Origin of the sequence: Epibacterium ulvae (assembly GCF_900102795.1) — a bacterium.
In the GTDB taxonomy this organism is placed as follows: domain Bacteria; phylum Pseudomonadota; class Alphaproteobacteria; order Rhodobacterales; family Rhodobacteraceae; genus Epibacterium; species Epibacterium ulvae.
Genome location: NZ_FMWG01000011.1, coordinates 40,926 through 66,949, shown reverse-complemented (window position 1 = coordinate 66,949; position 26,024 = coordinate 40,926). Strand labels below are relative to the sequence as shown.

Here is a 26,024-nt window from a genome sequence, read left to right as displayed (position 1 = left end):
GCCTGTGGGCGAGATACAGTTCGACACCGAAGCAGAGATCGACATAACGCGTGCACGTGATTTCTGGGGCGCGCTGGTTTTGATCGCGCTGTCGGTATTCTTTTTGATCAAGACGTTTGAAATCCCGCTGTGGGGTGAAAATCGCGCGGGTGTCAGCGGAGGCGACTGGTACAATTCTGCTGCGATTGTGCCCTTGTTTATCTTTGGCAGCATGTTGGCGCTGTCGATTGTCTTGCTGATCACAGCGATCCGGGCTGGCGGTGGTGCGCGTGCGTTTTCCCAGATTGGTCTGGGTTGGGACAGGGCCGAGGCCCTGCGGTTTGCGACCATCGGCGCGATGCTTTTGGCTTATATCGGCGGGCTGGTGCCACGGGTGGATTTCATTCTGTGTTCGGGGCTTTTGATCACCGCGTTGATCTACGGATTTTACGGAGGTCACATGCTGCGGGCTGTGGCAGCTGCAACTGTGATGGTTGTGGCGGGACTGTTTGCGTTTCTGGTCTTCCCAGCGCAGGAAAACTGGGCGGCCAAGGGCGATGACTGGGTTACGCTTGCGCTGTTTGCTGGGCTGACAATTCTGGTGCTGCGTGCCTCACAAGAGACCCGTGCGCTGCGCTTTGTGCCGTTGATCGCGGTGACCGCTCCGGTGGTTTTGGTTTGCGCGATGGCCTTTGGATTTCGCCAGAATGTGCCAGCACGGGGCGGCTTGTTGTTTGCTCAGATTGAATACCATTACTACGTGACCTTGCGTCCGCTTTGGAAGGACTGAATGGATGGACTTTGTCCTTATGCAATTGGCTGGATTTGGAGGCGCATTCTGGGCTTTGGCTGTGGATCCGCTGACCTATCTGTATTTAATCAGTTCGGTTTTTCTGGGCATAGCTTTCGGCGCGTTGCCGGGGCTGACCGCGACCTTGGCTGTCACCATCCTGACAGGGTTTTTTGGAAATAAAATTCCCTTAGATTACGCGCTGATCGCGCTTTTAGGGGCTTATGTTGGTGCGATCTATGGCGGCTCTTACCCGTCGATTTTGTTGAATATTCCGGGGACTGCAGCCAGCGCAGCAACGGCCATGGACGGCTATCCTTTGGCCAAAGCAGGGCGCGGGGGTGAAGCACTGGGGTTAACCACAACGGCGAGCTTTATTGGCACAGTGATTGGCACCTTTGCCCTGTTGGTTTTTGTCTGGGTCTTGTTGCTGATTTCACAAAACATCGCCAGTCCGGAAAAGGCGCTGTTGGCGCTGTTTGGGATCTTACTGTCAGGCACATTGATGAGCGAAGATCTGGTGATTAAAGGCTGGATTTCAGGCCTGATTGGTCTTGCCATGGCCATGGTTGGACTTGATCCGTTGCTGTCTGAACCCCGTTACACGTTTGGTTGGTCTTACCTGTTGAGCGGTTTTCAAGTGGTGCCTGTTTTGATGGGAGCCTTTGCCGTGCCGCAGATCATTGAGGGCATGCGCCATGTGGAGGCCGGGAAAGTGCTGGCGCTGAAAGGGCGGATCTTGCCAAATCTGGCCGCCATGAAGCGCTATTTGCCCACCATTGGCCGATCTGGTGTGATTGGCACTGGCGTGGGCGCGCTGCCCGGTGTGGGGGAAGATGTGGCAGGTTGGGTGAGCTACGGTGTTGGAAAATCTGTTTCCAAAGAGGGCCATAAGTTTGGCAAAGGTTCATTAGAAGGGTTGCTGAGTTCGGAAACGGCAAACAATGCCTGCATTGGAGGCGCGTTGATCCCGCTGTTGGTATTGGGCATTCCGGGCTCCCCTCCGGCTGCGGCATTGATGGGCGCGTTTAAGATCAACAACGTGATCCCCGGCCCAACCATTGATCCAGAGATCATCCTGCGGGTGGTGGCGATTTTGGTCATGGCCTCTTTCACCATGTTTTTGATGGGCCTGTTCACAGCGCGGATTTTTATCAAAATCCTGCGCCTTCCGCAGACGATCTTTTTGCCAATTGTGATGGTGCTGACAACGCTTGGATCATTCAGCGTTGGGGGAGGGATCAACGATCTGTATTTAATGCTGGGCGTTGGGGCTGTGGCCTATCTCATGAACCTGATGAAATACCCGATTGCACCTTTGGTTATCGGCGTCATTCTGGGTGGGCTGTTTGATGAAACCTTCCGGCGGTCGTTGTTTTTGTCAGATGGTGATCTGAGCGTCTTTGTCTCACGCCCCGGAGCGGCGATTTTGCTGACGCTGAATATTGCGCTGATCGTGGCGCAGATCCCAGCGGCCAAACGACTGTTTGCACGTGTTAAAGGAGCTGCTGCCTGATGTATGCTGTAACTGTAACCTTTAAACTCCACCCCGGTGCGATGGCAGAGTTCTTGCCACTGATGAGAGCAAATGCGCGGGAGTCGTTGTTGGTTGAACCGGGGTGTGAGCAGTTTGATATTTGCCTTGGTGACATACCGGATACCGTGTTTTTGTATGAAATATACGCAGATCGCGCGGCTTTCGATCTGCATTTGATAAGTGCGCATTTCAAAAGCTTTGATGCCGCCGTGACCCATCTGGTGGCCGAAAAAGACGGGCGGTGTTTCAATGAGGTGATCCGATGAGCGATTGGCAGGTTTATGCTGTGAAATACGCAGAGCGTAACACCCGCACGCGGGCGGACAGTTTTATCTTTGATGACAACCATGATGCCCCCCATGCAATGGATTACTATATCTGGGTTCTGCGACGTGGAGATGAGGTGATCCTTGTTGACACGGGATACGACGGTGCGGAGGCCGCGGCACGCGGGCGCCCTATTGCCTTGGACCCGCGCGAGGCGTTGAAACCATTGGGTTTGCGCCCTGAGGACATCACACAGGTGATTGTCACCCATCTGCATTACGATCACGCAGGCGGGCTACATCTGTTTCCGAATGCAACGCTCCATCTGCAAGAGGCTGAAATGGGTTTTGCGACTGGACCCTGCATGTGCCATGACACGTTGCGTGCGCCGTTTACGGCGGATCATATCTGCGAAGCTGTGAAACGCCTGTATGCCGGGAAACTGGTTTTCTATTCTGGCTCGGCCGAGATTGCCGAAGGTCTGCGGGTGCATTGCATTGGGGGCCATTCTCGGGGGCTTCAATGTGTGGAAGTGCGCACCCAGGCAGGGTGGATGGTGCTGGCCTCTGACGCGGCGCACTACTATGAAAATTTTCTTGCCAATAAACCCTTCCCGATTGTGGTTGATCTGCCGGAAATGTTGCAAGGGTTTTCAACCCTGCGCCGTCTCGCCTCCAAGCCCGAATTGATCATCCCGGGCCATGATCCGTTGGTGCGGCAGATGTTCCCGGTTGGGCCAGCGCCTCATATCTTTCGCCTTGACCAAGGCCCGGTGCGGACAGATCTATTGAAAGGCTTCAAACCATGAAAATTGGTGTCATCGCAGATGATTTCACTGGGGCTTCAGATATTGCCCTAACACTGGCCGAAGCGGGGATGACGGTGCATCAGTTCATCGATGTTCCCAAAGGGGAGGCTGACCCTGATCTGGGCGCGGCTGTGATTGCATTGAAATCACGAACTGCCTCGGTGCAGGAAGCGGTTGATGACAGTTTAGCAGCCTGTGCCTGGTTGCGTGCGCAGGGCGCTGCGCAGATTGTTTTCAAAGTATGTTCCACCTTTGACAGTACCGCCGAGGGCAATATTGGTCCGGTTTTGGATGCGCTGAGTGCGCAGCTGAATGCAGGGCCAGTGATGGTCTGTCCTGCATTTCCCGAAAACGGGCGTAGCGTTTATCAGGGACATTTGTTTGTAAATGATATGCTGCTGAGCGAAAGCGGTATGAAAGACCATCCGTTGACGCCGATGCGGGATGCAGATTTGCGTCGTGTTCTGGCGGCGCAATCACAATGTCAGGTGTCACATGTTTCGGCACAAGTTGTTCAGCAGGGTGCGGATGCCCTGCGTGCGGCCCTTCCTCCAACAGGTCATGTGATTGTGGATGCGACCCAAGACGAAGATTTGAAGATATTGGGGCGGGCTGCAGCGGGCGCGCCGCTGATTTGTGGCGGATCGGGCATCGCTTTGGGCTTGCCTGCCAATTTCGGCGCCTCTGCGCGCACCCCACATTGGGCCGCGGTCACCGGCCCCGGGGTTATTTTATCGGGTTCGTGCAGTCAGGCGACTCGTGCGCAAGTTGAGCGATACAAGATGATCGCACCTTCTGTTGAAATTACCGCCGCGCAGGCAATGTCGGGAGAGATCCGGATTGGGAACCTTGTGAATTGGATTTTAGATCAAGAGGTTGCTCCGCTGGTCTATTCTTCGGCGGATCCAGAAATTGTGCGCGCGGCCCAGCTTCAGTATGGCCAAGGGCAGGCGGCTGAGGCTATCGAAGGTGTATTTCGTGAGTTGGCTGGACAATTGGCGGAAGCAGGCGTTCAAAGGATTGTGGTTGCGGGGGGAGAGACCTCAGGGGCGGCCGTGCAGGGATTGAAAGCGTATCAATTGGAAATCGGGCCGCGTCTTGCGGCGGGGGTTCCTGTGCTGCGTTTGTTGAAAGAGCGCCCAGTCGCGCTTGCCCTCAAATCTGGAAATTTTGGCGGGCCTGATTTCTTTGCGCAGGCGTTGCAGCGCATGGAGATCGCACAATGAGCGAGATCGTCAAAGTGCGAAAGGAGATTTGCCTGCTGGCGAAATCTTTGTTTGATCGCGGATTAACCTGTGGCTCTTCTGGGAATATATCGGCGCGGCTTAGCGATGGGACTTTGTTGATGACTCCGACTGGCAGTTGCATGGGGTTTTTAGAACCAGAGCGTATCAGCCATTTAGATTGCGATCTAACACTGTTGTCAGGGGATCGGCCCACCAAAGAACTGCCGCTTCATACGGCATTTTATGACACACGCGCAGGCACGGGCGCGGTGGTTCACCTGCATTCTAGCTATTCGGTTGCGCTGTCGATGCTGCCTGATGTTGATCCGGACGACGTGCTACCACCGTTGACGCCTTATTCGATTATGCGATTGGGGCAGGTAAAGCTGCTACCATTCTTTTTACCGGGGGATTCTGGTATGGGAGAGGCGGTGCGTGCCCTGGGCGGAAGCCGCTCGGCCGTGTTGTTGGCCAATCACGGACCTGTGGTTGCAGACAAGGATTTATGGTCTGCCGTCTATGCGATGGAAGAGCTGGAAGAGACTGCAAAACTTGCAATTCTGACGCACAGATTTCACCCAACGAAGCTGACATCTGGTGAGGTTGCAAAGATACAAGCCGCGTTTCCAAAGTAAGAAACGAAGGTATCAGTTCAGTTTTTGAAGCTGCCGAGCCGCTGTTTTCAACATTGGCAGGAATTGGATCACATCTTGTAATGTGTGGCGCTGAACTGGGGTATGGACCGAAAGCGTCGCCATCAGCCGTCCTTGCGTATCCAGAACCGGAACGGCAACGGCGCACATTCCGTCGATAAATTCCTGATCATCGGTGGCATAGCCACGGATGCGTGTTGTTTCGATTTCTTGCATCAAAGCTGCTGGATTGGTTTCTGAACGATCGGTATGAGCTTTAAGCGTGCGTACATTCAAAATCGCTTCAAGCGTATTTGGACGTAGGGTCGAGAGATACATTTTCCCACTGGCGGTGCAGTGAAAGGGAACTTGGGTACCGATGGGCATTTGAATGCGCAGGGGCCAATGTGTTTCGACCCGGTCCAGATAGATCATGCCTTCACGATCTGGAGTCGCGAGGTTGCAGGTCTCACCCAGCTCTTCTGCGACGGCTTTCAGAACTGTGAGACGTGCAGTGCGCAGATGTTCTGATGACATTGTATCGGCGGCCAGCTTGCGCAGTCGGGGGCCGGGGCCGTAAGCGCGACCGTCAAGGTCGCGCTGAAGAAACCCTTCGGTTTCGCAGGTATGAAGAAGGCGGTGGATGGTCGCCTTGGGCAGGCCAAGGCTTTCCACCATGTCTGACGGTTTTACGGCGACGCCTCTTTTGGCGACCTCCTCAATGACCAGCAACAGACGCAGGTTTGTAGGTATCTGTCCCTGTCTTTTGGTCAGTCCGTCATCCGCCATTCAAACCCTCATTGTGCGTTTGGCAACAAGATAAGTGCAAATTCTGGCACCATCGAGACCAAGAGCCAAACTCCGATCAACGCTGCCAAGTAAGGCACGGTATAGCGAAGCAAACGGAAATAGGGAACACCTGTTACACCGGAGGCCACATAGAGGTTTAGACCGTAGGGTGGCGTGATGAAACCAATGGACGCGCCCACAAGGAAGATCACCGAGAAGTGGATCGGATCCACACCCACAGAGGCTGCAATTGGCGCCAAGATGGGGGCAAGGATGATCGTTACTGGAAGGCTTTCCAACACCATGCCTGAGAAGAACACGATAACCATCGAGGTCAACAGAACCGCGTAATAGCCACCCATGCCGGTCACGAAATCTCCGATAACCTGCTGTGCGCCCAGAAGCGACAGGATCTGCTGCATCACAACCGAGATTGCGATCAGCGGTGCCAGAATACCAGAGATCTGTGCAGAGCGAACAACAATGGATGGGATCTGTGGGATGGTGAAACCTTCAACAACCAGCATTTCAGCATAGGATTTTTCTTCCCATGTTTTGTCTGAACGGTTGCCCACGATTTTGGTGACAAGCCAAGACAGAACACCTGCAATCACACAAAAGCCCACAGTTACGCCAGCCGCTTCGGTTGGTGAGAACTTACCAGTGTAAATACCCCAAAGAACCAGACCGATGGCAAAGAAACCAAGCCATGCACCAAATGCGGTTTTCAGAACGCGGTTCAGCTGCAGTGGGATCAGGAAGCCCCAGCCGTTGCGGCGACAGATGATCCAGCAGGCGAGCTGCATGCCAACAACCATCATTGTGCCGGGCAGAATACCCGCAACAAAGAGGTCAGAGATTGGCAGGTTCATCAAGAAACCATAGACGATGAAGATGATCGACGGAGGGATAATGATCCCAACGGTACCGCCGGCAGCAGCAGTTGCCGCTGAGAAACGCTCATCATAGCCACCTTTGACCATTTCAGGGTGCAGCATTGAACCGATGGTTGCGGTTGTTGCTGAGTTAGAGCCTGAAATCGCAGCGAAAAGACCACATGCGCCCAAAGATGCCATGGCGAGACCGCCGCGCATCCAGCCCAGACAGGCATAGGCGAAATCCGATAATCGTCGGGCAATGCCGGATTGGTTAATCAGGTCCCCCGTCAGAATAAAGAGTGGCATCGCAAGAAGGGCAAAGCCCTTGTTAAATACGTTCAAAAGTTCTGCGCCCATATTGTCGAGGGTCAGACCCAGAACAGAAGAACATCCGATCACCCAATATGCGATGACCAAAAGCACAGGCACGCCGAGCATGAACAGGAACGTCACCCCAAGCGAGATGATCGTGATCCAGTTTGCATCTGTCATTTAAACGTCCCCCCCGATTACAGCCTGTTTGATCAACTGGCGGCCGGCACGGTAGTTGCCGATATCTTCGAAAAGGTTCTCTAGAATCCGCGCAGACATCAGGACAAAAGCCAGCGGCGCGGTAATCAGGAACCACCATTGTAGAATATTGTCAGTGCCCAAAACGATCTGGAAGTTAGAGGCTGACAATGCGGTGACACGGCTTGTGGTCACCAGAACAATCACCGCAAACGTGAACCACAAAATGGCATCAAGGATCAGGCAAAGAAGCTGACCCGTGGCTGGCATCATGGTGCGGAATTCTGAAAAGCTAAGGTGCGTGCGCAGACGCACGTTAAAGGCTGCACCAAACCATGCCATAATCATGAACAGAAGCGGAGGAATGGTGGTGGACCAAGGTTGCTGATTCTTGAATACAAACCGGTCAATCACGCCCCAGAAAATAATGAAGGCGATGGCCAGATAGCTTGACACCATAATGGTGCGTTCTAGATGACGATCCAATAGTGGAATCGCGCGATAGATTGCCAATACTGCAAGACCTGCGACAGCTGTAAAAACAGCCCCCACATACCAAGCCGCATCTGCTTCCAGCGCGTTGCGGATTTCCCAGGCATCATTTGACGCAAAGGCCGCAAAGATCGCACCGGCGTCCGACACAATCGACATATGTAGTTCTCCTCCCGTATTCTGTTGCTTGCAACAGACAACTAGGGCCGATGCCAAATAGCATCGGCCCAATTTTTTTTAGTTTATCAGATGATTAGCCTTTCCACCAGCGGCGTGGCTCAACATTTTCAGGCTTCATGTCTTTGTCAACTTCGCGCGCGATGTTGTAGATTTCCTGATAGGTGTCGATGCCACCGGCCCAGCCGTTCAGGCGATCACGCCACTGTTCCCACAGCTGTGGTTGGAACTCAGGTGAGCACATTTCTTCAGCCATTTTGATTTCGCTGTCTGGCAGGAATGCAGGGCGAACGTCGTTTTCAACGAACATTGTGCCCGGCAGCTGTGGATCAGAGAAACCAACAGTTTTGATCAAAGCCGCTTCGTTTGCAGCCTGAACGTGCGTCTGTGCCCAGTAGGATGATTCGAGAACCGCATCCTGCAGGTAGCCTTCCAGCTTGTCGAAAGACTTAGTGGACATCGACGTGTGCTCGGTGCCGCAGAAGAACTTCAGGTCAACTGACTGTGACACAACAGGTGACATGTTTGCGTAGGCCACAGCAGATGCCCATGTTTCCGCACCGTCGATCAGACCTTGTTTCAGGCCATCAAGCGTTTCTTCCCATGCAACCGGAACGGGGTTCAGGTTCAGAGCCTTCATTGCGATACGGCCCAGCTGGGTGCCCGTTACGCGGTTCTTGGTGCCAAACAGCTGTTCCAGTTTGGTGATGGTAGGCGCATCTTTGTATTTCAGACCAAGCTGGATGCCGCGCAGTTCACAGTGGCTGAACAGGAATTTCAGACCGTGACGTTTTTCCAGCGGGTCGCGCAGGATTTCCTGGCTCTTTGGGTGGTACAGGAAGTGGTACTGTGACGCACGACCTGGGAACATGAACGCATAGTCCAGAACGTTCAGATAAGGTGCACCACCTGCAGAGTTCTGTGTTGACGCCGCATAGATGTCGACGATGCCCTGCTGTGTCTTTTCGACGCAGGACAGCTGACCACAAATCTGGTTGTCGCCGATGAATTCGATGCGAATTTCACCATCGGTACGTGCTTCCAAGTCACGTGCAAATTCGAGTGCACCGGCACGCTCAATCAACAAGTTACGAGCGTTAAAACCAGACGCGCCGAACTTGAGCGTGTGCTTTGCTGGCTTGGAGAAGCGGCGTTCGTAGGTTGATTCTGCCGCTGCTGCCAAGTTGCCGAGGCTCATAGCCCCGCCGAAGGTTCCCGCGGCCATGAGCGTTGAGCTCATCCCGTAAGTCCCTGCAACGCGGAACAAATCCCGGCGTGAAATTTGGCTTAGTTTATTAGTGAGTCCCATTATGCATCCTCCCTATAGCAATTATTGAGACGTTTCGTTCCAAAAAATGCTAGTATGTTTTAACCGAGCTGTATAGGTATTTTTCAATGAAACTACGGGAGGAAGCGGTTTGGAAGCAGATTTTATTGTTGTAGGAGCGGGTTCTGCGGGTTGTGTGCTTGCGAATCGTCTGAGTGAGAACCCAAAAAACAAGGTTATCCTGCTCGAAGCAGGTGGACGTGATTTAAATCCATGGATTCATATTCCGGTCGGATATTTTAAGACTATACACAATCCTTCGGTGGATTGGTGCTATAAAACGGAGCCGGATCCGGGTTTGAATGGGCGGTCAATTGAATGGCCACGCGGCAAGGTATTGGGAGGTTCCTCGTCGCTGAATGGTTTGTTGTATGTACGCGGGCAATCACAAGATTATGATCGCTGGCGGCAGATGGGCAACGAAGGATGGGGCTGGGATGATGTCCTGCCACTCTTTAAACGGGCAGAAAACAATGAACGCGGTGCCGATGATTTCCATTCCACCGGCGGCCCGCTGTCCGTATCCAACATGCGCATCCAGCGGCCTATCACGGATGCTTGGGTCGCAGCTGCGCAAGCTGCAGGCTATCCGTTTAACCCTGATTACAATGGTGCAAGTCAGGAAGGCGTGGGCTTTTTCCAGCTGACAGCCAAGAATGGGCGCCGGTGTAGTTCAGCTGTTGCTTACCTGAATCCCATCAAAAAACGCGAAAATCTTCAGATCATCACCCATGCGATGGTACAACGGGTTGAGATCGAAGAGGGGCGCTGCACCGGTGTCACCTATAAAGATCGCAGCGGCAATGAGCATACCGTCAAGGCGAACCGCGAAGTTGTCTTGTCTGGTGGAGCGATCAATTCTCCGCAGATTCTGATGATGTCGGGCATTGGTGAAGCAGAGCAGCTGGCGGAAAACGGTATTGAGGTCAAAAAAGATCTCTACGGTGTTGGCAAAAATATGCAGGACCACCTGCAGGCGCGTCTGGTTTACAAATGTAACGAGCCAACGTTGAATGATGAGGTTTCCTCGTTGTTTGGACAGGCGAAGATTGGGCTGAAATATGCGCTGTTCCGGGCTGGGCCCATGACGATGGCGGCAAGTCTTGCCACCGGGTTCATGAAAACCCGTGAGGACCTGGAAACACCGGATATTCAGTTCCACGTCCAGCCTCTCTCTGCGGAAAATCCTGGTAAGGGTGCTGATCCGTTTTCAGCTTTCACAATGTCGGTGTGCCAGCTGCGCCCGGAAAGTAAGGGCGAGATCCGAATCGTTTCCAAAGATCCGGGTACCTATCCCAAGATCATTCCGAATTATCTGTCGACCGAAACGGACTGTCAGACCATCGTTGCCGGTGTGAACATTGCACGTAATATTGCGCGCCATGCGCCGCTGACGTCCAAAATTTCAGAAGAGTATCGTCCACACGCAGATTTGCCGATGGATGATTATGACGCGACGCTGGACTGGGCGCGCAACAATACCGCGTCGATATATCACCCCACCGGGACCTGTAAGATGGGTCAGGGGGAGGATGCAGTGGTTGATGCACAGCTGCGCGTGCATGGGATTAAAGGTCTGCGGGTGGCAGATTGTTCGATCATGCCCGAAATTGTTTCGGGTAATACCAATGCTCCAGCCATCATGATTGGTGAAAAGGCCAGCGATCTGATGTTGGCTGCTGGCTAATATCAGGTCTGTTATGTGCTTAAAGCCGGCTCCTTTTAAAGGGGCCGGCTTTGCTATTTTTTCGTATTTCATTGTTATTAAATAATTTTTTAACAGGCTTGACCGAAAGGCATCTCCTGTTTACCACTTTGGGCACGCAGGGGTGTCCAGCCAAATGGACTGAGAGGCGACTGGGGAGAGATCCCGGTGTTGCGACCCTTTGAACCTGACCCAGTTGATACTGGCGTAGGAAGCTAGGTGCGCAACAGCCGCGGGATTTGTACATGCCCGAGCCATTGCGATATCCGAACAGAGGGCCGTACACCCTCTCGTTTCCCAGCCCAATTTCATCTGGTGTCTTTTTGACTGACGTGTTGAGGAGCACCAATATGAATATGCCCACCCCCGAGGTGACATCTGAAATCACCACCGGCAGCTTGCCTGCATCGCGCAAGATCTATGTAAATGGCAGCCAATTTCCAGAAATTCGTGTGCCCATGCGCGAAATCTCGGTCCACCCAACTGCGGGGGAAGAGCCATTGCCGGTTTATGACACGTCTGGCCCTTATACGGACCCCACGGTTAAAACTGATATCAAACAGGGTCTTGCACAGCTGCGCCGGGACTGGATTTTGGCCCGGGGTGATGTTGAAGAATATGAGGGGCGTGAAATTACCGATGCGGACAATGGGTTTGTATCTGGTGATCGTTTAACCCCTGAATTTCCTGTAGCGCACAAGCCCTTGCGGGCAAAGGATGGCAAGGCCGTCACGCAATACGCCTACGCAAAGGCTGGGATTGTCACACCGGAAATGGAATATATTGCCATTCGCGAAAATCAATTGCGTGAGGCAGTTGCAGTGGAACGCGATGGCGATGATTTTGGCGCAAACATCCCAGATTATGTGACGCCTGAATTTGTACGTGACGAAGTTGCCGCCGGGCGAGCCATCATTCCTGCCAATATCAACCACCCAGAGATCGAGCCAATGATTATTGGTCGCAACTTTCTGGTTAAGATCAACGCGAATATGGGAACCTCTGCGGTAACCTCTTCGATGGAAGAAGAGGTAGATAAACTGGTCTGGGCGATCCGTTGGGGGGCTGATACCGTGATGGATCTGTCCACGGGGCGCAACATTCACAACACCCGCGAATGGATCGTGCGCAACTCTCCTGTTCCGATTGGCACTGTTCCAATTTATCAGGCGCTTGAAAAGGTCAATGGCATTGCCGAAGATCTGACGTGGGACGTCTTCCGGGACACATTGATTGAACAGGCCGAGCAGGGTGTAGACTATTTCACCATCCATGCCGGCGTGCGTTTGCATATGGTTCCGATGACAGCGAAACGCGTCACGGGCATCGTCTCGCGTGGTGGCTCCATCATGGCGAAGTGGTGTTTGCACCACCATAAAGAGTCCTTCCTGTACGAACATTTTGAAGAAATCTGCGAGATCTGCCGCAAATATGATGTGTCCTTCTCTTTGGGGGATGGTTTGCGTCCGGGATCGATCGCTGATGCAAATGACGAGGCACAGTTTGCCGAGTTGGAAACGCTGGGTGAGCTGACCAAGATCGCGTGGAAATATGACTGTCAGGTGATGATCGAAGGTCCTGGCCATGTTGCGATGCACAAGATCAAAGAGAACATGGACAAGCAGCTGGAGTGCTGCCACGAAGCGCCATTTTATACGCTTGGGCCACTCACAACTGACATTGCACCCGGGTATGACCATATCACATCTGGTATCGGCGCGGCGATGATAGGGTGGTTTGGCTGTGCGATGCTGTGCTATGTGACGCCAAAGGAACACCTTGGTCTTCCAGACCGGGACGATGTGAAAACCGGGGTGATCACCTATAAGATTGCGGCCCACGCTGCTGATCTGGCCAAAGGGCTGCCCGGTGCGCAACGTCGTGATGATGCGCTGTCGCGTGCCCGGTTTGAATTCCGCTGGGAAGATCAGTTCAATCTCGCGTTGGATCCTGAAACCGCGCGGGATTTCCATGATCAGACCCTGCCCAAAGAAGCGCATAAGGTTGCGCATTTCTGCTCTATGTGTGGGCCAAAATTCTGCTCTATGCGGATTTCACACGATATCCGGGCGGAAGCGCAAAAAGAAGGGATGGAGGCGATGGCCGCCAAGTTCCGTGAGGGCGGCGAATTATATGTCCCTGCGCCTGAGGCCAAAGAAAAAGCCTAATCTAACATTGAGAGGCTCCCATATGGGGGCCTCTTTTAATTTTCTGAAAGGCGAATAAGTGTTGTTTCGGCAGCTTCAAGAGCACCTTCAATGTAGCCACCAAACCCTTGCGCAGTTTCAGTCCCGCTAAAGACCAACGCGCCGTCCCAAAGATTATCTAACGCAGGGGGCATGCCATAATGCGGATGCGCATAAAGAGGCTGCAGGTCAAGCGCGGTGGAAGTATTGGGATCGAACGCCCAATCTTGCAGAAAAAGCGCTTTGGGCGTGGCGGCTTTTGGACCAAAAATACGGGTAAGTTGCTGGATTAATGCATCTTTTAGCGCGCTTTGATCAGTACGATGCTGCGGTGCAACACCGATAAATCCAAACAATGCATGATCCTCTTTGGCAGCAGAACCTGAGGCATCGTGAATTTCAACCATGGGCCCACGACGGCTCATCGCATCACCAGAAAGGCCTTCTTCACGCCAGAATGCTGTATCATATACGGCCACAGCCTTTGCCTGCCCAGCCATCCAGGTGGCAATCTTGTCCATGGCTTTATGAGCAGTTGACGGAAGGGCAGGGGTGAAAGTGAACTGACTGGCGAGCCGTGGAGGAAGGGCGAGAACGACATGATTTGCAGTGATGCTCTCTCCCGTCGCCGTCTGGGCCGTTATTCCCGTCTCCGTTTTGATGAGTTTGCTCAGCGAAGTTAAAAGATGCAGCCTGTCTGCAGCGAGCGCGTCAACAAGAGCCGAGACCAGAGCACTCAGCCCGCCTTGCAACCGATATGATCCCGCCATAGACGAAAAGCCGCGCCCGCGTTCGACATATCCATTTTCGTCTTCATAAGTTAAGGCGCCTTTTGCATATTGCTCGAAATGCGACAGGCCAAGTTTCGCAATTAGGGCAGCGATACGAGGTTGTCCCTCCCAAAACCAAGCAGGGCCAAGGTCATAAGCTTCGTTGTCCAAGTTCTTACTTAGAATGCGCCCCCCAAATCGGTCACGCGCTTCGATCAATTGGAAGTCGCGCTGCTGTTCTGTGAGGCCCTGCGCGAGCGCTAAGCCAGACAGGCCGCCGCCGACGATCAAAATATCAGTTTTCATGAGCAGCTCCTATTTGCATATTTTCATCTATCTACTGATAGGTAAAATTGCAATTCAAATTTTGACTCAAACCAAAACCTTTCTCCTTTTCTCGGAAAACCCCTAAGTTTGCTGTGATGGTCGTACAGTGCAAGTCTGTTACAGATCTTCATCAATGGACGTAAAAACGCTTCAGGCAAAACTTTGTCGGCTGACGGATTGACGATTTGGGTGCAAATCCGCAGAAAGTTGCGCAACTTTTCTTTTTAGCTGTGGATGCAGGCACACTGTTGGCTCGTACCCGACAGGTAGGTCATTTACATCGCACATAGCAAAACGGCCCGTTTGCACGGGCCGATCTAGCATCTCATTTAAGGAGATGTCTTTTTAGAATTCCTGCCAGATGTCGCCATTTGCGGCCTGCGCCATTGGTGGCGTGTTGCTCTGTTCAAAAGGATCTGGTTCTTCTTCCTGTTGCGCCTGGGGTGCTGGAAGGGTTGGAGCTGCCGTTTGTCCGCCGGTATCAAATCGTTTGATTGTGTCTGCAAGTTTTACTGCGTCTTGTTCCAACAGGTGACTTGCTGCGGTGGATTGCTCAACCATTGCTGCGTTTTGTTGCGTGACTTGGTCCAGCTGTGTCATGCCGATATTGATTTCACCAAGGCCAGTAGACTGTTGCTCTGCACCGGTAGCAATATCATTGATGAGTGTCGAAATATGGCCAACACGATCTACAATGGATTGCAGAGCTTCACCCGCTTTACCCACAAGCTGAACGCCTTGCTCCACCTGTTCACCACTGGTGCTGATCAGCGTTTTAATTTCCATCGCCGCGTCGGAGGAACGTTGTGCAAGGGCGCGAACCTCAGATGCAACAACCGCAAAGCCACGCCCCGCCTCGCCCGCACGCGCAGCTTCGACACCTGCATTGAGCGCGAGTAGGTTTGTTTGGAAGGCAATATCATCAATGACTGAAATAATTTGCGTGATGCTGGTTGAACTTTGCTCGATCTCAGTCATTGCGGCGACCGCATTTTGAACAACTTGGCCGCTGCTGGTTGCCTCATCCTGCGCTTCGGCCACGATTTTTGCAACATTTGTCGCATTTTCTGCGGCAGATGACACGCTTGTAGTGAGCTCATCTAAAGCTGCAGCGGTCTCTTCCAGAGTTGCCGCTTGGCTCTCAGTGCGATTGCTTAGGTCGTTAGAGGATTGCGCAATTTCAGAGGATCCATTGTGGATCGAGAATGTTGCATCACCAATGGTCGTGATTATGCTTAGAAGGCTACCAGACAGGTCATTGAAATCACGTCGTAATTTTTCATATTCAGGTGGGAATTCACGATCAATTTTGGCATTTAGGTCGCCGCTTGAAAGCTGTTCCAACGCACCACTTAACGTTGAAACAACAGATTTCACCTCTTGCGCGCTCTTTTCCTGCTCTGCTCGTGCGGTGTTGTTTCGCGCTTCAATGGCATCGCAAAGCTCTGTTGTGGCTTGTGCGAGCATACCAATTTGATCTTTTCGGTTACTTAGCTTTTCGTCAATTTTACTGTCCCCACTGGCGAGGCCGCGGATCGTGTTGCTGAGGGACAAGAGGGGGGCAGTGATCGACCGGGTGACCATGAAGGCCGCAAAAATCGCGATAGTCAGAGACGCAACAAGTAAGATGAGCGCCAAACGTGAATAGCTGGAAATATTTTCTGTCAGCTGCTGTTCCACAGCTTGATTGCGGGTGGCTTGCAGGTCAATGAATTCGTTAATTGTTGTCAGCCAATTCGCAAATTGTTCGCTTGCGCCAAAAGTGAGAATCATTTTTGCGCGATCCTGCTGGCCTTCGTTCATCAGGTTGATGATGTCTTGTGTCATTGGAACGGCTTGAGCCTGCAACCCTTCGATCCGCCCATGTATTTCAAGCTCTTCAGCTGATGACGTCGTAGGATCGTTTAACATTTCAAGGAGCAGAACTTCATTTTCTGCGTAAGCTGCATTGAGTTTCTGTATCAACTCGACGACAAGCTCCCGATCACGTACGTCATCAAGAAGAACAAGATCACGTATCGCGATAGCGCGGTCATGTACGCTGCCGCGATAATTGATCGCATAGCGTTGTTTGAGACCGTTTACTTGATTGATCTGGGTCAGGTTTTCCTGCGCACTGCTGACAACCAGAATGGATTCGGTGGTAAGGCCAATCATCATTGCGAGTAAGAGTGTAAAGCTAATCGCAAGACGCGCGCCGATTTTGAGATGTCTCATCCCACTGATGACTCCGTGTAAATCATTATACTAAGTTACGGCAAAACAACGCCTTGCCCATGATGGCAGAACCGAACTAATGAAGAATTAAAACGAAGCGGAATAAGGACGAATAACATCGGACTCCTGATATTATTTGTCCTAGTTTTTTGTCCGATACCAATTGGTGTTTGAACAAACTGCATGTTTTTCTGCGGTTCTTAAGTGAAGCCCTGATGCAGATGTTGTTCGCTTTTGTCGCGCCCATCAATGTAACTGCCAACCGGGAGATGATGCCCTGGGCCCGCCAGCCAATCGTTGTGCGTTTTCATCCATTGAAAGAGTGCAGCTTTCAGGCGCTTTTGTTCTTGCGCAACGTCTGCAGTACCAGCGAGATTAAGACATTCGCCGGGGTCCGCTTCGAGGTCGTAAAATTCCTCGATGTCATGTGGGCTCCATGCGTATTTGTAGCGCTCATCACGGATACCTCTGAACCGGAATTGGCGTCCTTGGTAGGCGTCATAGACATAAAAGACGTGTTTTTCGTCACTGGTCCAGAAACTGTTAGCCTGTTCTTCTGCGCCGAGGGTCTGAGCCACGGGCGTGCCTGAAAGAATGGTCGGGAACAGGTGGTGAAAGCTCACAAAATTGTTGCGTGTGCCAGCAGGTTGTTCAGGATCACGGATCAACATGGGGATGCGCATGATCTCTTCATAAAAGAATGGGCCTTTGTCAAACCAACCATGTGCCCCTAGCATCTCGCCATGGTCTGCGGTGAAGGCCAGAATGGTATCTTTGTCGCGCCCCTGCTCTGAAACAGCTTGGCGTAATTTTCCGAACATATCGTCAATATATGAGCAAAACCCCCAATAATGTTGGGCGGTGCGCCGCCAGTCTTGTTGAGACATGTGGGAGGTGTCTTGGCAGGGCCAATAGAACGCGTTTTGGGCTTCGGGCTTGCCGCTTTCGCTGAATTGTTCACACCAGTTTTCCGGCATGTAGTCCTCGGGGAGGTCTTTGTAGAGGTCAACAAAGCGTTTTGGCACGTGATGGGGGAAATGCGGACCATGCAGACAGACGACCAGACAAAACGGGCGTGTGCCCTTTCCCAGAACCGCTAGTTTTTCAATTGCAAGATTGACCCGTTGTTCATCCAATGGGACACCATCCGCAACAGTTGCATAATAAGGTGATTTCTCCGGCCCCTCAAATTGAACGCTTGCTGTGTTCATCAACTCTGTATTGCCGCCATCGCTGAGCGAAGTGTCTTCGATACCGCGATCAAGCAATGTGCCATCCCCCAAATGCCACTTTCCGATGAAGGACACATCATAGCCTTCTTGGGCAAGCCGTTCCAAATAGGTGGTCTGACTGGGGTGAAGTTTTCCATGTGGGTAGAAGGACCGGCCCTGAACATTGTCCATGGTTCCATGCTGATGTGGCAGCTTACCTGTAAAAAGACTACCGCGTGCGGGGGTGCACAGGGGGACTGTCGTAAACGCATTTGTGAAATTGGTGGCCTCTTCTGCAAAAGCTCGTAAATGCGGAAGCTGGGCAGGGTGTCCGGGTTTGTTCAATGTGTCCCAACGCCACTGGTCAGTCACAAACAAGATCATATTACGCGCTTGGGCCATGGATTCTGTCCTCGGATTGGGTGGGTTATCTTGGGATTATGGCCTTCCAAGTTCAAAATCAAACGTTATTACAAAAATATAATGTACGATATTTGAATTTCCTGATATCAAATAGACGCAAGATTCGAAGCCGGAGGTCTAAATGTGTCCAGCCTGATGTCAGAAATTAAGGTGCAAAGCCTAGAGGTGCCGACACGGGTTCAGGTGACTCGACCTGAACAGATCGTAAGAATAGAGGCTTTGCCGACGCGGGTTGGTCTTCGTAATCAGTTGCTGGTGCGTGTAGAGACGCAGGACGGTCTGGTGGGCTGGGGCGAAAGTGGTCTTTCCTCTCGCGAAGATGCCGTGATTGCTGTGGTCAATTACTTTGCACAGTTCCTTGTGGGGCAGGATTCCCGTCAGATTGGGCGCATTTGGCAAGAGGCCTATCGCAGCCAGTATTTTGAAGGCGGGCGTGTACTAACAGCAGCAATGTCTGCGATTGATATTGCGCTTTACGATCTCTTGGGAAAACGCCTGCAGGTGCCGGTGTATCAATTGTTTGGTGGCAAACAGCGCGACAGTGTGCCCACTTTTGCAAGTTTCATGGCTGAAACGATTGAGCAATCCTTGGCCGATACCCGTATTTTGGTGGATGCCGGGTGGGATTGTGTGCGGATCTATCCCAGCGGTTTTGACGACAAGGTTTTTGATCCACGTGCTTCCTTGCGGTTTACAGCAGATACCTTAAAGGCAATTCGAAGCGAATTTGGTGGAGACTTATGTCTGGGGATTGATTTGCATCACCGCTACACCCCTGCTGAGATTGCCAGTTTTGCCAATATGATGCCTGCGGGCACCTTGGATTTTCTGGAAGAGCCGATCCGATCAGAAAATCCCAATGCGTATAAAATGCTGCGTGAGATGACCTCTATCCCCTTCGCGGTGGGTGAGGAATTTGCCTCAAAATGGCAGGCAGCACCATTCCTAGAGCAAGGGCTGACCCAATATATGCGGTTTGATATCAGCAATATTGGCGGGTTTACCGAAGCGATGAAGATCGCGGGCTGGTGCGAACAACATTACGTGGACCTGATGCCGCACAATCCTTTGGGGCCTGTGTGCACCGCAGCAAGTGTCCATATGAGCGCTGCAGTGCCCAATTTGTCATGGTTAGAGACACGTCAGGCCCCCACGGAAAGCCTGGGCTTCCATGATGATAGTATCTTCCCAAAACAAATAGAGATGCAGGGACCCGCATATGTTGTGCCTGATGCGCCGGGGCTGGGCATCGAAATCAATGAAGACGCTGTGCGCGCCTCAGAAGCGGTGCATGTGGAATGCCCACACCTCACCCGGCCTGATGGGTCGGTGACCAATTGGTAACGACGGCGAAGACAGGAAATGTGCTGATGAAAGATCTTGATGTGACCCGCTTCACCAAAAAGATGTATATCGCTGGAGAGCTGACAGAAGGCGAGACCGAGGTTGAGGTGATCAACCCGGCCACCGATTTACCTGTGGCCACAGTACCAGCCGCAGGGATTGGGGATGCAGATCGCGCCTTGCAGGCGGCCAAGGATGCATTCCCTGCCTGGTCTAAGACGTCAATTGCCGAACGTCAGGGCTGGATGCACAAATTGCGCGATGCGGTGATCGCAAATGAAGAGCATTTACGCGACTGTATCCATTATGAACTGGGCAAGCCCTGGGGGGCGACCGAAGAAGACTTTAACAGCCTGAAGGATTCTTTGGCCTTTTACGCAGAGGAAATTGCACGGGTTTCGGATACCGCGTTGCCGGACCGCGCTGGCACACATGATCACCGGCTGGTGCACGAACCTGTCGGCGTCGCGCTGGCCTATCTGGCGTGGAACTTCCCACTTTTGAACCTGGCGTTTAAAATCGGTCCTGCCATGGCGGCGGGGTGCCCTATTATCATTCGCCCTTCTGAAAAGACGCCGATTTCTGCTTATGCGGTGGGGGAGTTGTGCCATCAGATCGGCTTGCCTGCAGGTGTCGTACAGATTTTGACCTCAGCCACGACGGATGTCGCAGATCATATGACGGCCTCTGATATTCCTGCTCTGGTGACGTTGATCGGCTCTACTGCGACGGGTCGCCATATCATGAAGACCGGTGCGACGACGATCAAATCCTATTCGATGGAGCTTGGCGGCAATGCGCCAGCGCTGGTTTTTCCAGACGCGGATCTGGATCTGGCGATCAGCACCCTATGTGGCGTGAAATTTGCCCATGCAGGACAGATCTGTGTCTCGCCCAATCGGGTCTTTGTGCATCGCGATATCTATGAGGATTTCAAAGCGCGTGCTGTCGCTTTTGCAAATGACACTGCAATCGGCTGGGACAAAAATGCCGCCATCCATACCGGTCCTGTTGTCGATGAAGGGGCGCGGGGGCGGATGCTGGGCCTGATCGCAGATGCGACAGAAAAAGGGGCCGAGCTGCTTGCAGGTGGCAACCGCCCAGAACATCTGCCAACGGGGTCTTTCCTTGCACCAACTGTGTTGACGGGGATCACGCCGCAAATGGGTCTTTATCAACAGGAAAACTTTGGTCCGATCATCAGTATTATTCCCTTTGATAAGGATACAGATCTGGCCGCAATGGCCAATGATTGTGACGATGGGGGGCTGACGGCCTATGTCTTTACCAGCGATCTTGCGCGGGCAGAGCATTGGGCCCAGATCCTGCGCTATGGTGAGATCCAGATTAACGGTGTGAAATACGATATCGACCTGCCTCATGGGGGGATTGGGCAATCTGGGATTGGGCATGATTGCTCAACACTGGCATTAGATGACTATTTGATCGTGAAACGTGTGACCCGTGCATTGGGTGTATCATGAAAATTATCTCGATCACATCACATGTCTTGCAATGTGACATGCCAACCGAGCTTGGCTATTCACAGCAGTATTACGACAAACGCACGGCACATCTGGTTCGGGTGGAAACGGACGAAGGCATCACAGGCTGGGGAGAGTGTTTTGGTCCTGGCAATGTCGCTCTGGCCAACAAAACAATCGTCGAACGCGTGATCGCCCCTATGGTGGTTGGCATGGATGCGCTGGATCGGGATGTGATCTGGCACAAGGTTTATAATCTGCTGCGGGACCACGGCCAGAAAGGGATGCCCATTCAATCGCTTTCGGGCGTTGATATTGCCCTTTGGGATATCGCGGGGAAGGCGGCAAATCTGCCCATTCACAAGCTGATCGGCGGTGCCCATCGCAAAGATGTTGCCGTATATGGCTATGGTATGATGCTGAAACGGGAAAGCGTCGCAGATCATGTGGCCCGTTTTAAAGATGAGGCGGCTTCAATCATTGGGATGGGGTTTGGTGCCACCAAAATGAAGACCGGGCTAGGTCCACGTGATGATGTAAAGCTGTGCGCGGCTGTTGCTGAGTCGGTGGGAGACGCAAAATTTATGGTAGATGCAAACCATTGCTACACCACATCGGACGCCTTTTATGTGGGGCGGGCACTGGATGAAATGGGGGCTTACTGGTTTGAAGAGCCTGTGGCGCCCGAAGACCATGATGGCTACCGCGAGCTCAGAGCAGGGCTCAGCACTAATATTTCAGGCGGAGAGGCTGAATTTGCCCGCTGGGGCTGGCGTCAGATCCTTGAAAATCGCGGTCTTGATATTGCGCAGCCCGAGGTCTGTGCCTTGGGTGGGATCACCGAATATCTGCGCGTTTTGGCGCTGTGTCATGCGCATTTCACCCCCGTGATCAATCATGTTTGGGGCAGCGCAATTGCAGTTGCGACCAATCTACAGCTTTTGGCGGCGATGCCTCCGATGCCGGGGGGATTGTATCCGTGGGAGCCGATGCTGGAATTTGACACAACTGAAAATCGGTTTCGTGACCATTTGCTGACGGACCCATTGGATATTCAGGGGCAGGTTAAACGCAACGGGGGTCGGGTGAAAATTCCTGAAGGTCCGGGCCTTGGCGTGACGCCTGATCCAGACTTCATCAAGACCTATGAGATCCAGTAAACGCAGGAGTGTGTGATGACGCAGCCAGACTTTGTCGCGATTGATTGGGGAACAAGTAGCTTTCGGCTATGGGTGATTGGTTCAGGTGGTAAAGTTTTGGCACAGGAAAGCGGTCCTTTTGGGATGCAAACGCTATCGCCTGTGGAATACCCGGCGATGCTCGAACGTTTGCTGTCGAGCTTGGCCATCAACACAAACATTCCCGTCATAATTTGCGGCATGGCTGGGGCCAGGGGAGGATGGATCGAAGCACCTTATGTGACCAACACCCAGCCGTTGCACGAGGTCTACGAAAGTGCGGTTTCTTTAACCTCGGGACGTCGGCGCGTATGGATTTTACCCGGTGTTGCTCAGGCGCAGCCTGCAAATGTAATGCGTGGTGAAGAGACCCAAATATTGGGGTTTTTAAAACAGACCAATTCCACAGATTGCGTCGTCTGTTTGCCCGGCACACATAGCAAATGGGTGCGTGTCGCCAATGGGCGGATCAAGCATTTCGACACTGCATTAACGGGTGAGCAGTTTGCACTTTTGAGCCAAAACTCCGTTCTGGGGGCAGTTTGCACCGGGTCAGATTGGGATGATGCAGGATTTCTAGCTGGACTGGATCGAATGCGCACACAGCCTGCGCAATTCAGTACTTCATTGTTCGAAGTACGGGCAGGTGCATTGCTTGAAGATCACAATCCGGGCTGGTCTCGCGCTTATCTGTCTGGACTTTTGATTGGAGCAGAGCTGATGGCGACTCAATCTTATTGGAGTGATGAGATCACATTTCTAATTGGGGCGTCAGAGCTTGCGCAATGTTATGATCAGGCGCTGACCTACCTTGGCGGGCGCGTGCGTCGCCTGAATGCCGAAACGCTTACACTCGCGGGACTGCGCGCAGGGTTTACGGCTTTGGTACAACCTGCGAATTAATGCGCAGGTTCAAAAGTACTTTAGGTTTTTTGCTCTGCGCGCGCTTCTTCAATCCGCAATTGATCAACCAGATGTTTCCCCGCGTCTCCGATATGTTGTGCCAAAACCTCTTGGGCTGCTTTCACGTCTTGCTTGCGGATCGCGTCAATCAGTGCCCGATGTTCTTTCAAAATAGCTTCCTGACGACCAAGTGCGATGGGAATGCGTTTGCTGATCGCATTCATAATTTCGCGGTGCTGTTTCCAAACACCGACAGCCACACGATTATAATGACGTTCATACATCGTCTGATGGAACGTATTATTCAGATCGGTGTGGCGGTCTTTGTCTTCAAAATTCAGCGCCTCGATTTCATCTTGCAAACGTTCCAGTTCCGCAATGTCTTCGGCGCTGGCGGTTTCGACAAACAGCTGCAGCAGATAAGGTTCCAACAGGTTGCCCACCTCGGCAACGTCGCGCACGAATTCCATATTGATGGGCCGGACCCGTGCGCCCTGGTTTGGTGTGAACAAGACCAGACCTTCTCCCCGCAACTGCTGCAAGGCCTCGCGAACCGGATTGGTCGAGGTATTATGCTGCCGTGCAAGTTGGGAGATTTTCAACCGGGTGTTTGCTTTCAAGGTACCAGACAAAATATCATCGCGGATACATTCATAGATCAGGTTCGAAGTGTTTTCGGCGGTTTCTTTCCCAGCGGAAATAGCGATCGGTCCCGGCGTACTCATAAGTGTGTCTCCCTGTGTTGGGGCTTTTCCATAGGTGATGGATTTCGCACTTAAAAACAAGAACATTGTACATTTTAGTAGGATAACAGCAAAAATGAGAGACGTAAAATGTGTGGACCGTGCCGCTGCGAGCTGTGGTGAAGGGCTTTTGTGGGATCACGCCGCAGGGGTACTATGGTGGGTGGACATTGCACATCGATTTTTACACAGCTACGCGCCTGCAACAGGGCGTTGCACAAAGTTGCCGATGCCGGATCTGATCAGCGCAGTGGCATTGCATGACAGCGGCAAATTGCTGATCGCCACAAAATCGGGCCTTGGCTGGGTTAATCCTGAGACGGGCACCATCACACTACTCGATTGTCCAGAACCAGATCTGCCCGGCAATCGCCCAAATGATATGGCTGTTGCACCTGATGGAGCGCTCTGGCTAGGCACGATGTCAGAAGGTGCCAAGGGCACAACGGGCGCACTGTATCGTTATGATGCCACTGGGCGCACGTTGATGATGAAAGATACAACCATTTCAAATGGGCTGGATTGGAGCCCGGATGGTGAACGCTTTTATTTCATCGACAGTGTTCCGGGTCGGATATGGCTGCGCAAAGCGGATGACTGGCAGGTGCTACGTACCTGTGACGAGGATTTTGGCCGCCCCGATGGATTATGCGTGGACAGCGCGGGTACGATTTGGGTGGCGATTTGCAATCAGGGGCGTGTCTTAGGCTTGTCGCCGGATGGTCAGATCATTGAAACGATTGAAATTCCCTGCCGAACCGTCACCAATTGCGCTTTTGGCGGGGAAGATCTGCAAACGTTATATGTCACAACGGGAACATTCGACCTGAGCGCAGAAGATATAGCCCAAAACCCCGAGTCAGGGGGACTTTTTGCAATTCAAATGGATGTGCCTGGTCGTCAGCCCTTTGTGGCGTCAACTCCGATGATCGATTGAGGCAATAAATCAAAAAGGCGCGAGGGATCTTCCTTGCGCCTTTTGCTGACCTCTCTGTCGCGGAGGGAGGAAACTCCTGCGAGAGGTAAACCTATGCTTTATCGGATACGCTCTTCTGACTGTGGATCAAAGAGCAGCGCAAATTCAGGATTGAGGCCAATTTCAAGATCGCTGCCGACCGGGGGCCGTTGTCCACGCAATTCTACGATAATGGGCAGGTCTGCTTCATCGCTGTTAGAATACACGTAAGAAACGCCGCCTAGATTTTCGTGAACGTCGATTGGCAAGGTTACTTTGACATCCCCTTTAGGATCAAAGTGCTCCGGGCGCAGACCAAGCGTGACAGGCTGTCCAAGGCGGAGTTCACTTTGCACCGCAACAGGCACAACCACATTGCCCAGACGAGGCACAGTCACCATTACCTGATGAAAACCCAATTCTATGACTTCCCCATCAAAGAAATTCATCCGAGGTGAGCCAATAAATCCTGCAACAAAGAGATTGTCCGGGTTTTCATAGAGTTCAACCGGTGCGCCGACCTGTTCAATACGACCTGCGCGCAATACCACGATCTTGTCGGCCATGGTCATGGCTTCCACCTGATCATGGGTCACATAGATCATTGTTGCACCCAGCTGTTTGTGCAATCGCGCAATCTCGACCCGCATCTCGACCCGCAATTCAGCGTCCAGATTTGACAGAGGTTCATCAAACAGAAAGACATCTGGTTGGCGTACAATCGCCCGACCAATAGCAACACGTTGGCGTTGCCCGCCTGAAAGCGCTTTTGGTTTGCGATCCATATAGTCAGCGAGTTTTAGAATTTGCCCGGCTTTATCAACCTTTTCCTTGATGACAGTCTTGTCTTCGCCGCTGATTTTCAGGCCAAAGCTCATATTTTCGCGCACGGTCATATGCGGGTAAAGGGCGTAGGTCTGAAACACCATCGCCACGCCACGCTCAGCAGGATCGAAATGTGTTACATCTTTCGGGCCAATGGTCATCCGCCCTTCAGAGGTTTCTTCAAGCCCAGCGATCATCCGCAACAACGTGGATTTCCCACAGCCAGACGGGCCAACAAAGACACAAAATTCGCCATCTTTGATATCCAGATCGACCCCATGGACAACCTGCGTCGCTCCATAGCGTTTGACCACCTTATTCATGCTGAGTTCAGCCATCTG

22 protein-coding genes and 1 riboswitch are annotated in these 26,024 nt (G+C 52.4%); of the genes, 13 read left to right on the top strand and 9 right to left on the bottom strand.

Annotated features, from left to right (window positions below):
- Window positions 1-4: 4 nt before the first annotated feature.
- From BLP79_RS15525 to otnC, 6 genes are read left to right on the top strand one after another with little or no spacing between them, the layout of a single operon-like run.
- The gene (locus BLP79_RS15525) at window positions 5-769 is read left to right on the top strand and encodes a hypothetical protein (protein WP_211477632.1); all 765 of its coding nucleotides are present in this window, start codon (window positions 5-7) and stop codon (window positions 767-769) included.
- Window positions 770-773: 4 nt separating this feature from the next.
- Window positions 774-2,285: a tripartite tricarboxylate transporter permease gene (locus BLP79_RS15520; protein ID WP_090220497.1), complete on the top strand. Its 1,512-nt coding sequence runs from the start codon at window positions 774-776 to the stop codon at window positions 2,283-2,285.
- Window positions 2,285-2,572, top strand: coding sequence for a putative quinol monooxygenase (locus tag BLP79_RS15515; protein WP_090220495.1), 288 nt, complete (start codon window positions 2,285-2,287; stop codon window positions 2,570-2,572). Before BLP79_RS15520 ends, BLP79_RS15515 begins: the two co-directional genes overlap by 1 nt.
- On the top strand, window positions 2,569-3,381 hold the full coding sequence (locus tag BLP79_RS15510; RefSeq protein ID WP_090220493.1) for an N-acyl homoserine lactonase family protein: 813 nt from the start codon (window positions 2,569-2,571) through the stop codon (window positions 3,379-3,381). The genes BLP79_RS15515 and BLP79_RS15510 overlap by 4 nt, the downstream gene beginning before the upstream one ends.
- Window positions 3,378-4,607 carry a 3-oxo-tetronate kinase gene (otnK, locus tag BLP79_RS15505; RefSeq protein ID WP_090220491.1) on the top strand — a complete coding sequence of 410 codons (1,230 nt, stop codon included), beginning with the start codon at window positions 3,378-3,380 and terminating at the stop codon, window positions 4,605-4,607. The genes BLP79_RS15510 and otnK overlap by 4 nt, the downstream gene beginning before the upstream one ends.
- A complete protein-coding gene (gene otnC / locus BLP79_RS15500; RefSeq protein ID WP_090220488.1) occupies window positions 4,604-5,242 on the top strand; it encodes a 3-oxo-tetronate 4-phosphate decarboxylase in 639 nt (212 codons plus the stop codon). Before otnK ends, otnC begins: the two co-directional genes overlap by 4 nt.
- Before the next feature lie 12 nt (window positions 5,243-5,254).
- Here the strand turns inward: otnC and BLP79_RS15495 are convergent, their stop codons facing one another.
- From BLP79_RS15495 to BLP79_RS15480, 4 genes are all read right to left on the bottom strand, one after another.
- Window positions 5,255-6,028 carry an IclR family transcriptional regulator gene (locus tag BLP79_RS15495; protein ID WP_090220486.1) on the bottom strand — a complete coding sequence of 258 codons (774 nt, stop codon included), beginning with the start codon at window positions 6,026-6,028 and terminating at the stop codon, window positions 5,255-5,257.
- 8 nt (window positions 6,029-6,036) lie between these two features.
- A complete protein-coding gene (locus BLP79_RS15490) occupies window positions 6,037-7,398 on the bottom strand; it encodes a TRAP transporter large permease (RefSeq protein WP_090220484.1) in 1,362 nt (453 codons plus the stop codon).
- The gene (locus tag BLP79_RS15485; protein WP_090220482.1) at window positions 7,399-8,067 is read right to left on the bottom strand and encodes a TRAP transporter small permease; all 669 of its coding nucleotides are present in this window, start codon (window positions 8,065-8,067) and stop codon (window positions 7,399-7,401) included.
- A gap of 94 nt (window positions 8,068-8,161) precedes the next feature.
- Window positions 8,162-9,394 carry a TRAP transporter substrate-binding protein gene (locus tag BLP79_RS15480; RefSeq protein ID WP_090220481.1) on the bottom strand — a complete coding sequence of 411 codons (1,233 nt, stop codon included), beginning with the start codon at window positions 9,392-9,394 and terminating at the stop codon, window positions 8,162-8,164.
- Window positions 9,395-9,503: 109 nt separating this feature from the next.
- Between BLP79_RS15480 and BLP79_RS15475 the strand changes: the two genes are divergently transcribed.
- Both BLP79_RS15475 and thiC read left to right on the top strand, forming a co-directional pair.
- Complete coding sequence (locus BLP79_RS15475; protein ID WP_090220477.1) at window positions 9,504-11,099, top strand: GMC family oxidoreductase; 1,596 nt, start codon at window positions 9,504-9,506, stop codon at window positions 11,097-11,099.
- 128 nt (window positions 11,100-11,227) lie between these two features.
- Window positions 11,228-11,348, top strand: a riboswitch (TPP riboswitch).
- A 119-nt stretch (window positions 11,349-11,467) separates the two neighbouring features.
- On the top strand, window positions 11,468-13,285 hold the full coding sequence (gene thiC / locus BLP79_RS15470) for a phosphomethylpyrimidine synthase ThiC (RefSeq protein WP_090220475.1): 1,818 nt from the start codon (window positions 11,468-11,470) through the stop codon (window positions 13,283-13,285).
- 35 nt (window positions 13,286-13,320) lie between these two features.
- On the opposite strand, the gene BLP79_RS15465 is transcribed toward thiC, so the two are convergent.
- The 3 genes from BLP79_RS15465 to BLP79_RS15455 all read right to left on the bottom strand — a co-directional run bounded on the left by BLP79_RS15465 (window position 13,321) and on the right by BLP79_RS15455 (window position 18,230).
- Window positions 13,321-14,379 (bottom strand): flavin monoamine oxidase family protein, encoded by a 1,059-nt coding sequence (locus tag BLP79_RS15465; protein WP_090220473.1) that lies wholly within the window; start codon window positions 14,377-14,379, stop codon window positions 13,321-13,323.
- Between the two features lie 366 nt (window positions 14,380-14,745).
- Window positions 14,746-16,617 carry a methyl-accepting chemotaxis protein gene (locus BLP79_RS15460; RefSeq protein WP_090220472.1) on the bottom strand — a complete coding sequence of 624 codons (1,872 nt, stop codon included), beginning with the start codon at window positions 16,615-16,617 and terminating at the stop codon, window positions 14,746-14,748.
- Window positions 16,618-16,817: 200 nt separating this feature from the next.
- Window positions 16,818-18,230 (bottom strand): sulfatase-like hydrolase/transferase, encoded by a 1,413-nt coding sequence (locus tag BLP79_RS15455; protein WP_090220470.1) that lies wholly within the window; start codon window positions 18,228-18,230, stop codon window positions 16,818-16,820.
- Window positions 18,231-18,386: 156 nt separating this feature from the next.
- On the opposite strand from BLP79_RS15455, the gene BLP79_RS15450 reads away from it, so the two are divergent.
- The 4 genes from BLP79_RS15450 to BLP79_RS15435 are packed head-to-tail and all read left to right on the top strand — an operon-like array spanning window position 18,387 to window position 23,160.
- Window positions 18,387-19,595 carry a mandelate racemase/muconate lactonizing enzyme family protein gene (locus tag BLP79_RS15450; RefSeq protein ID WP_090220469.1) on the top strand — a complete coding sequence of 403 codons (1,209 nt, stop codon included), beginning with the start codon at window positions 18,387-18,389 and terminating at the stop codon, window positions 19,593-19,595.
- A 26-nt stretch (window positions 19,596-19,621) separates the two neighbouring features.
- Window positions 19,622-21,079 (top strand): aldehyde dehydrogenase family protein, encoded by a 1,458-nt coding sequence (locus BLP79_RS15445; RefSeq protein ID WP_198512016.1) that lies wholly within the window; start codon window positions 19,622-19,624, stop codon window positions 21,077-21,079.
- Window positions 21,076-22,239 carry a mandelate racemase/muconate lactonizing enzyme family protein gene (locus BLP79_RS15440; protein WP_090220468.1) on the top strand — a complete coding sequence of 388 codons (1,164 nt, stop codon included), beginning with the start codon at window positions 21,076-21,078 and terminating at the stop codon, window positions 22,237-22,239. The genes BLP79_RS15445 and BLP79_RS15440 overlap by 4 nt, the downstream gene beginning before the upstream one ends.
- A 15-nt stretch (window positions 22,240-22,254) precedes the next feature.
- A complete protein-coding gene (locus tag BLP79_RS15435) occupies window positions 22,255-23,160 on the top strand; it encodes a 2-dehydro-3-deoxygalactonokinase (protein WP_090220466.1) in 906 nt (301 codons plus the stop codon).
- Window positions 23,161-23,180: 20 nt separating this feature from the next.
- On the opposite strand, the gene BLP79_RS15430 is transcribed toward BLP79_RS15435, so the two are convergent.
- Window positions 23,181-23,885 carry a GntR family transcriptional regulator gene (locus BLP79_RS15430; RefSeq protein WP_090220464.1) on the bottom strand — a complete coding sequence of 235 codons (705 nt, stop codon included), beginning with the start codon at window positions 23,883-23,885 and terminating at the stop codon, window positions 23,181-23,183.
- A 94-nt stretch (window positions 23,886-23,979) separates the two neighbouring features.
- On the opposite strand from BLP79_RS15430, the gene BLP79_RS15425 reads away from it, so the two are divergent.
- The gene (locus tag BLP79_RS15425; protein WP_157844005.1) at window positions 23,980-24,840 is read left to right on the top strand and encodes an SMP-30/gluconolactonase/LRE family protein; all 861 of its coding nucleotides are present in this window, start codon (window positions 23,980-23,982) and stop codon (window positions 24,838-24,840) included.
- Between the two features lie 98 nt (window positions 24,841-24,938).
- Here the strand turns inward: BLP79_RS15425 and BLP79_RS15420 are convergent, their stop codons facing one another.
- Window positions 24,939-26,021, bottom strand: a complete 1,083-nt coding sequence (locus BLP79_RS15420; RefSeq protein WP_090220460.1) for an ABC transporter ATP-binding protein — start codon at window positions 26,019-26,021, stop codon at window positions 24,939-24,941.
- Between the last annotated feature and the right edge of the window lie 3 nt (window positions 26,022-26,024).